Below are 8059 nucleotides of genomic sequence, written 5' to 3' on the forward strand. Positions count from 1 at the left end.
ATCTGCGCCGCGACCGGAGCCGGTATCGACCACCGATCCCGCCTCGGAATCGCTGTGCCGTCGACGGTAGGGACGAACCCTTAACGGGGATAACGGGATTCGCTTAACGCGGGATCAGATCGGGGTGATCGCGTCGACCAGCCAGTGGCCGCCGTCCTTGTCCAGAGCCACGCGGACCCGGCTCGGCGTCACCGTGCCCTGCGGGGAGTCCTTACTGGTGGTCACCTGGTTCAGGTACAGCAGGACCACCGCGTGCGAGCGCTCCGCGGACACCACACCGGCCGCCGTGGTGGTGGCCTGCACGGTGAGCTGCTTCTCCTTGGCGCCGGGTGCGATCGCCTGCTGGATCAGCTTCAGGTAGTCCTTGCGGAACGACGGGGTGAGGTTGTCGGCCGATTTCGGCAACTCGGCGTCGACGGTCTTGAAGTCGTAGGTGAATACCGACTCCACCGCGTGCCGGGCCGCGGGTACCGAGTCGGTACGGGCCTGCTCGACCTGTTTGTCGGACCAGTACTTGTAGCCGGTGACCGAGGCCATCGCGACCGCGGCCACGAACAGCACCGCCGCACCGATGAACAGGATGGGACGCAGCTTGCCGGAACCTTGTCTGCTCATGCCACGAACTCCACTTGCGAGGCGGTGATACCACCGTTGTCGTCGCGGTCGACCGTGACCCGGAAGCGGTAGTAGCGCTCCTGCGGATCCTTGGCACCGGCGTTGGTCAGGGTCTGCTTGGCCGCGACCAGCACCTTCGCGGTGTGGTCGTCCTGGCTTTCGACCGCGGTCTCGATGATCTCGCCGCTGGCCTTCACCTTGGCCTGCTGCACGACCTGCGCGTAGGCGTCCTTGCGCTCGGAGTACTCCTGCTTGAGCTGTCCCGAGGCGACCGAGAGCACCCGGTCGATGTCCTGCTTCGCGGTGTCGTCCTTGATGTTGGTCAGATTGAGAATCGCCTGCTTGGCGGTCTGCACATATTCCGCGCGCTGGTCGGCCTGGGCGCCGACCTGATGCTGGTGGTAGGCGAAGAAGCCGCCCGAGCCGACCAGCAGGATCAACGACAGCACCGCCACCACCGCGGCCGCCCAGCCCAGCGGTCCGAGTGAGCGCTTCGATGGCTCGGAGGTGTCCGCCGCTGCCGTCTCCGCCGCGGAGTCGGTGAGCCGCACGGTCGTGTCGTCATCGGCCGCCGTCGAAAGCTTTACGGTGGTCTCGGACTTCGCGTCGGCGCCGGACACAACCTTCGATGCCGCCTCGGAGGAGGACTCGGTCGCCTTCGCCGGCGATGGGCTCGACGATTGCACCGTCTCGTCGGCAGCGCCCGCGGCGCCGAGCTTCACCGTCGCTTCGTCGGAGGGCGAACTCTCGGTCCGCTCGACCGCTATCGCGTCGGTCGGCGCTCCGGCCTGCCGGCTGGCCCGGCGCCGGACGCGACCGGTGGGTGTGGAATTCGATTCGCTCATTTCTGTTGCTCCTCGAGCATCGCCTGCCAACTGGACGGTACAGTGCCCGATCCGTCGGCGCCCACATCCCCCTGTCGGTAGGTCCGGCCGTCGGGTCCGGTGAAGGTGTGGTTCTTCAGGTCGTAGGTGCGCAGTGCCGCCGCCGGTTGGCTCTGCGCGGCCGGAGCGTCGCCGGGGTTGGCCGCCGGCTCGCCGGACGGGGTGACCGGGTGCGGATCGCCGAAGGGCGGGTTGTCGCCCTCGGGCACATAACCCTGCGGGTCGTGGCAGAGCTCCGGACTCGGAGCCCGCTTGCCCGGCACGTCCGCACACGGCGTGTTGCGGATACCGCGCACCGCTTCCTTGGCGTTCTGCGCCACCTTGCAGTAGAGATTCGGCGGCGTGTCCGGGGTGTCCTTCAGGGCCGGCGAGCGGCGCTGATCCTGCGGCAGGAAGCCGGTGGTGCAGCCGGGCGGGTCGTTGAGCCCGAGCATGAAGTCGACCATGGCGCCGTATTGCGTGGGCCCGCGGATGGATGTCAGCAGCGCCGCCACCAGCTGCGGGTAGATCACCAGGATCTGTTCCACACCGGCGTGGTAGGTCACCCCGACCTGGCCGACGCTGGTCAGATTCGACAGCAGCAGCGGCAGCGTCGGCCGCAGATCCTGGAAGGTCTGCGACACCTTCTGCGCGGCCGCGGGGGTGCGGTCGAGCAACTGCCCCAGCGAGGGGTCGTGCTGGCGCAACTGATCGGTGACGGTCGCCAAATCCTTTGTCCACGAACGAATCGCGGCGTCGGACTGGTTCTGGGTGTCGAGCAGCGGGCCGATCTTGTCGAGCAGATCCTTGGTCTCGTTCGTGTTCTTCTTCGCCTCCTGCACCAGCAGCGAGGCGGAGTCGATGAACTTCTGCAGATCCGGGCCCGCGCCGTTGAACGCGGTGAAGGCATCGTCGATCACCTGGCGCAGTTTGGTGTCGGCGACACTGCTGAGCAGCCGGTCGGCCTGGTCGAGCATATCGCCGACGTCCTGCGGAAGTCTGGTGCGCTGCACCGGGATCACCGAACCGTCGTGCAGATTCCCGCCGTGCGGATTCTCGGCCGGGACCAGATCCACGTACTGTTCGCCGATCGCCGACACGCTCTTCACATAGGCATCGACATCACCGGGAATCTTGAAGTCGCTGTTGATCGACAGCTTGGCGTCGACCCCCTCGGGGGTGAGCTTCACAACCTCGACCTTGCCGACGTTGGTACCGCGGTAGGCCACGTTCGCGGTCGGGTACAGCCCGCCGGTGGCCTCCAGTTTCACGGTCACGCCGTAGCGGCCGATGCCGAACATGGCCGGCAGGTGGACGTAGACGCCCGCCATCACGACCAGGCCGATCACGGTCAGGATCGAGAAGATCACCAACTGCGTCCGGACGAATTTGCTGAGTTTCATCGACCCGCACCCCCTTGTTGCGGCGCGGGCACCGTCAGCCCGGGTATGGCGGGCAGATTCGGAATCGGCGGCAGGCCGGGAAGACTCGGCGTCGGCGCCGCCGTGTTCGGCGCGGGCGGTGGCGGCGGCTGCATCGGCCCGGTGATCGGGTCACCCTTGCCCATCGCGGTATCGGGTGCGATCGTGCCGAGCGCGCCCTCGACCCCGCCGAAGCGTCCGCCCAGCGGCGTACCGGTGAGGAAGTTCGAATCCAGCCGCGCGCCGGTGAGATCGACGGTCATCAGCAGGTTGAGGTAGTCGCCCTTGAGCGCCTTGTTCAAGTTCCGCATGGGGAACGGGAAGGTGAGCAGGATCTGCAGGGCGTCGGCCAGTTTCGTTCCGGTGCTGGCCAGCGATTCCAGGGCCGGATGGAGATTGGCCAGATCCGCCTTCAGGTTGTCACCGCTCTCGGCGATCACCCGGCTCACCACATCGCTGAGATCACCCAGTGCGGTAATCGTTTTGGTGATGTTCTCGCGGCGGTCGGCCAGTACGGTGAGGGCCGGATGCAGCTGCGTGACGGCCCGGGTCACCTGTTCCTTCTGGTTGTTCAGCTGTCCGGCGAAACGGTCCAGCCCACCCATCGCGTCGATGATGTCCTTGGTCTGACCGTCCAGGGTGCTGGTCAGCTGCGCCAGCTGCGGCAGCAGATCGCGGATGGCATCCGACCGCCCGGAGAAGGTCTTGTTCAGCTCGTGGGTGATGGTCTCGAGCTGGGAGATACCGCCACCGTTGAGCACCACCGACAGCGACGACAGCGTCTGCTCGGTGGTGGGATAGACACTCGCGCGCGACAACGGGATCACATCGCCGGTCTTCAATTGGCCTTCCGGCGCAACGTCTTTCGGCGCCGACAGCTCGACGTGGTTACTGCCGAGCAGGCTGGTCTGCCCGATCGCGGCCACCGCGTTGGCGGGCAGGTGCACACCCTTCTCGAGGCTCACCGTGACCAGCGCGTGCCAATCCTCGACCTGGATGTTCTTCACCGTGCCGACCGTGACGTCGTCCACCTGCACCGGCGAATTGCGGGTCAGCGTGGTGACATTCGGCATCTGGATCTTGATCTGCCAGGCGCCCTCACCCGTTCCGGCCGCACCGGGCATCGGCAGGGTGTTCAGACCGTCCCACTCGCATCCGGTGGCGCCCAACAGGATCACCAGACCGACGGCGGCGCCGGCGAGTCGCATCCGTCCGCGTCGCATCATCGTCCTCCTCCCGGAATCGCCAGGCCGGCAAGACCGCTGGGCACCTCGGCCGGAGCCTCGCCGGGCGCCGGATACTCGACGCGGTCGGCCAGGCTCGGGGGCGAGAAGGTCAGCTGGCTCGGGAAGGCCTGCTGTCCGGACGCCGGATTCACCAGCAGCGGTGGGTAATTCATCATCAGTGAGCTGATCACCGGCGCCACCTGTTGTTTGCACAGGTCGGCGGTCCGCTGCGAACCGTTGTCCTCGAGCGCCTCGACGGCGCCACACAGGAACGCGAACGGATTGCGGAAGTTCGGCAGCACCACGGCGCCGGTCAGCGTGCCCTGCGCGGGCTTGTAGATCTGATAGAAGTTCGCCAGCGCGACCGGGCCGGAGTGCAGGACCTGCTCGAGCTGCGGACGCTTGTCGGCCAGGATCTGGGTCACTTGCGCCAGATTCTGCACACTCTCGGTGAGCTGGCCGCCGCGTTCGTCCAGGAAGCGTTTGACGTCGGCCACCGCCGAGTCGAGATTGTCCAGTCCGGCGCCGAGGTCGTCGGAGACGCCCGACAGCACCGAGGACACCGAGGCCAGCCGCCCGCCGAACTGCACGATCTGATCGTTGCTCTTGGAGAGCACGTCGACGAACTGCTGCAGGTTGCGGACGGTGCCGAACAGGTCGGTGCGACCGTCGGACAACGTATTCAGCGTGCTCGACAACTCGTGGAGCGTGTCCCGCAGCGCCTGGGCGTTCCCGTTTGCGAGATTGTCGGACGCGGTGTTGACGAACCGGCCGAACGAGCCCTGCTGATCCTCACCGATCGGCCCCAGGGCCTTGGACAGTTTGGTCAGCTCGGCCTTGATGTCGTCCCATTCCACCGGCACGGCGGTGTGCTCGATCGGAATCACGCCGTCGTCGTGCATCTTCGGGCCGCCGGTGTAGACCGGCGCCAACTGCACGAAGCGTGCCGAGACCAGATTCGGCGAGACCGTGACGGCCTTGGCATCGGCGGGAATGTCGACGCCGCGGTCGACCGTCATCGTCACCTTGGTCTTGTCCCGGCCCGGCTCGATCGAATCGATCCTGCCGACCTTGACGCCCAGCACTCGCACGTCGTCACCGGCGTACAGCCCGGTGGTGGACGGGAAATAGGCGGTGATGTGGGTCTTGCCGATATTGCTCACCGCGCCGTAGACGATCCAGCCCGCCAGCGCCACCACAAGGACGGCGGCCACGACGCGGACCCATTTCGGCACCTTCGTGATCGTGCGAATCGCGTTCATCGCGGCGGCTCCTGGATCGCGGGCCCGATCGAGGGCGGCGGGGTGGTCAGGTACTTCCAGAACGATTCGGGTACATGCTGGGGCCAGACCAGCGCGTCCACCAGCGGCTGCAACGTCATACTCGTGGCGTTGGAGACGTAGGCCTGGAAGTACGGGCCGCTGCCGACCTGCTCACCGAGCGCCGCCTCGAACGGTCCGAGGGCGTCCAGGGCCTGGTTCAGGTTGTTCTTGTTCCGCTCGAGCAGTTGCAGCACCGAATTCAGCTTGTCCAGTGTGGGTTTCAGGCTCTGTTCGTTGTCGTTGACGAAGCCGGTGAGCTGCTGCGCGAGCCCGTTGACGTAGACGATCAACTGGCTCAGAGCGGTGCGCCGGGCGTCCAGCTCGCCGAGCAGGTTGTTGCCGTCCAGCAGCAGGGAGTTGATCTGGTTCGACCGATCCGAGAGCACCTTGGTGACGTTCTGCGCGTGCGAGAGCAGTTCGGTCAGCGCCTTGTCGCGGGCGTTCAGGCTGCGCGAGAGCTGGGTGATGCCGTCCAGGGCGGAACGCATCGGCGCGGGGGTGTCGGCGAAGGCGTCCGACAGGGCGTCCAGAGTCTTGTTGACCTGGTCGGTGTCCAGCCCCTTCACGGTATTGCTCAGATCGCCCAGGGCGTCGTTGAGCGAATACGGAGAAGTGGTGCGCTCCAAGGGAATCGGCTGATCGCTGCGCAACGCACCGGACCCCTGCGGATCGACCTCCAGGGATTTGCGCCCGAGCACGGTGTTGGTCTTGATCGCGGCGGTCGTCTTCTTCCCCAGGACGATGGATTCGTCGAGGCTGAACCGGACCTTCACCTTGGGGCCGTCGAGGCTGACATCCTCGACCTGACCGGTGCGGACACCGGCGACCTGAACCTGGTCACCGGTCACCAGACCGCCGGCATCGGCGAAATACGCGGTGAATTCGGCGCCGCTGCGAATGAACGGAAGCCGGTCGAACTGCAGGGCGGACAACGCGATCGCGACCGCCAGGATGACGCCGACGACGCCGTGTTTGATGAGCGGGGAGGTCTGGTTCACTTCGTCGAACACCTTCCGGTCGTCTGCAGACCGGGCAGATTCACATGCATCGGCTTACCGTCCGGGCCGTCCACGAGGAAATTCGTTCCGCACACGTACATGTTCAGGAACGAGCCGTACGAACCGAGCCGCACCAGCTCCTTGTAGGTCGTGGGCAGGTTCTGCAGGACCCACTCGACATCGTCGGACTTCTGGTCGAGATTGTCCGAGAGCCGGCCCAGCTGGTCGAAGGTCGCCTTGAGGTCCGGGCGCGCCTGCTTCAGCAGATCGGTGAGATCTCCGGTGGCGCCGGCCAGTCGCGGCAGCGCCGCGCCGATCGGATCCCGGTCCGCGGCCAGGCCACTCACCAGACGCTGCAATTCGGTCAGCGTGGTGTCGAATTCCTTGTTGTGATCGTCGATGGTGGCCAGCACCGTCTTCAAATTCTCGATCACGCTGCCGATGAGGGCGTCGCGGTCGGCCAGGGTTTTGGCGAACGAGCCGGAGCTGTTCAGCAGTGCGACCAGGGTGCCGCCCTGGCCCTGGAAGACCTGCAGCAGCGCCTCGGTCAGGGAGTTGACCTGCTGCGGGTCCAGGCCGCGCAGCAGCGGCTTGAAACCACCCAGCAGCATGTCCAGGTCCAGCGCCGGCTTGGTCTTGTCCAGACCGATGGTGCCGCCGGAGTGCAGCACCTGCGCGGTGCCCGGGGCGTCCATCAGTTCCAGATACCGGTCACCCACCAGATTCTCGTAGCGCACCGCGGCATGGGTGCTGACATAGAGCTTGTACTGCCGGTCGACGTCGAAATCGACATGGGCCAGATGGTCCTTGCCGACCTTGACGCTCTTCACCGATCCGACCGGGACACCCGCGATGCGCACCTTGGACCCGGGCAGCATGCCCGAGGAACTGGTGAACACCGCGTGGTAGCCGTTCTCCCGGGCGAAGCGCATCTGCGAGAAGATGACGACCAACAGGGCCAGCACCAGAACCATCACGAGCGTGAAGATTCCGAGTTTGACGCCGGTGGCGTGCGGTTTGATGCTCACGGATTACCCACCCCCGGCAGCCCCGCGAACAGCAGTTGGAAGACCCGGGGCCCGTTCAGATGGGTGGACAGTTCCGGCGTGTACACCCGTCCCTCAGTGGTGTCGGTGACCAGATAGTTCGCGTGACTACCGGGTTTACGGTCGAGGATGCCCTCGCAGTGCGGGCCACCGGTCGCATTCACCTTCGGCAGATCCTTCGGATAGGTGTAGGGCGTGCCGCCCGGCATGAAACTGGCGTTCAACGTCACCCACGGTCCGGTGCCGCCGAAGATCTCGTTGGCTCGTGGAATCGCGCCCGCGACACCTTCGACCAGGCAGTACAGCGCCGGGTTGTATTCGTTGAGCAGTTCGGCCGTCGGGCGCAGCAGATCCAGTGCGGTCGACAGGCCGTTCTCGTTCTCCTTCAGCACCGCGCCCGTGGTGTCGGCCAGGCCGATCAGATTCAGCAGCACCGCGTCGAGGCTGTCCTGGTGGTCGACGATGGTCTTGCTCGTCACGGCCGCGTTGTCGGTGGTGCGCAACAGGTTCGGCGCGGTGTCGGCGTACAGATTGGTGACTCCCACCGACGTCTGCAGATCGCGTTGCA

8 protein-coding genes are annotated in these 8059 nt (G+C 66.0%); all 8 read right to left on the reverse strand.

Annotated elements, in window-relative coordinates; genetic code table 11:
• Positions 1-114: 114 nt before the first annotated feature.
• The gene (locus NN2_RS02365) at positions 115-615 is read right to left on the reverse strand and encodes an Rv1363c family protein (RefSeq protein ID WP_030517392.1); all 501 of its coding nucleotides are present in this window, start codon (positions 613-615) and stop codon (positions 115-117) included.
• On the reverse strand, positions 612-1460 hold the full coding sequence (locus NN2_RS02370) for an Rv1363c family protein (RefSeq protein ID WP_063009951.1): 849 nt from the start codon (positions 1458-1460) through the stop codon (positions 612-614). The genes NN2_RS02365 and NN2_RS02370 overlap by 4 nt, the downstream gene beginning before the upstream one ends.
• Positions 1457-2881 (reverse strand): MCE family protein, encoded by a 1425-nt coding sequence (locus NN2_RS02375; protein WP_063009953.1) that lies wholly within the window; start codon positions 2879-2881, stop codon positions 1457-1459. Before NN2_RS02375 ends, NN2_RS02370 begins: the two co-directional genes overlap by 4 nt.
• Positions 2878-4125 (reverse strand): MCE family protein, encoded by a 1248-nt coding sequence (locus NN2_RS02380; RefSeq protein WP_063009955.1) that lies wholly within the window; start codon positions 4123-4125, stop codon positions 2878-2880. Before NN2_RS02380 ends, NN2_RS02375 begins: the two co-directional genes overlap by 4 nt.
• A complete protein-coding gene (locus tag NN2_RS02385; protein WP_063009957.1) occupies positions 4122-5387 on the reverse strand; it encodes an MCE family protein in 1266 nt (421 codons plus the stop codon). The genes NN2_RS02380 and NN2_RS02385 overlap by 4 nt, the downstream gene beginning before the upstream one ends.
• Entirely contained in the window at positions 5384-6445 is a 1062-nt protein-coding gene (locus NN2_RS02390) for an MCE family protein (RefSeq protein WP_063009975.1), read from the reverse strand. Before NN2_RS02390 ends, NN2_RS02385 begins: the two co-directional genes overlap by 4 nt.
• Positions 6442-7467 carry an MCE family protein gene (locus NN2_RS02395; RefSeq protein WP_030518637.1) on the reverse strand — a complete coding sequence of 342 codons (1026 nt, stop codon included), beginning with the start codon at positions 7465-7467 and terminating at the stop codon, positions 6442-6444. Before NN2_RS02395 ends, NN2_RS02390 begins: the two co-directional genes overlap by 4 nt.
• Before the next feature lie 2 nt (positions 7468-7469).
• Positions 7470-8059: MCE family protein (locus NN2_RS02400; RefSeq protein WP_174554941.1), on the reverse strand; the 590-nt coding region annotated here is incomplete at its 5' end.

The sequence above is a fragment of the Nocardia nova NBRC 15556 genome (genome assembly GCF_001613005.1).
GTDB classification, from domain to species: Bacteria; Actinomycetota; Actinomycetes; order Mycobacteriales; family Mycobacteriaceae; genus Nocardia; species Nocardia nova.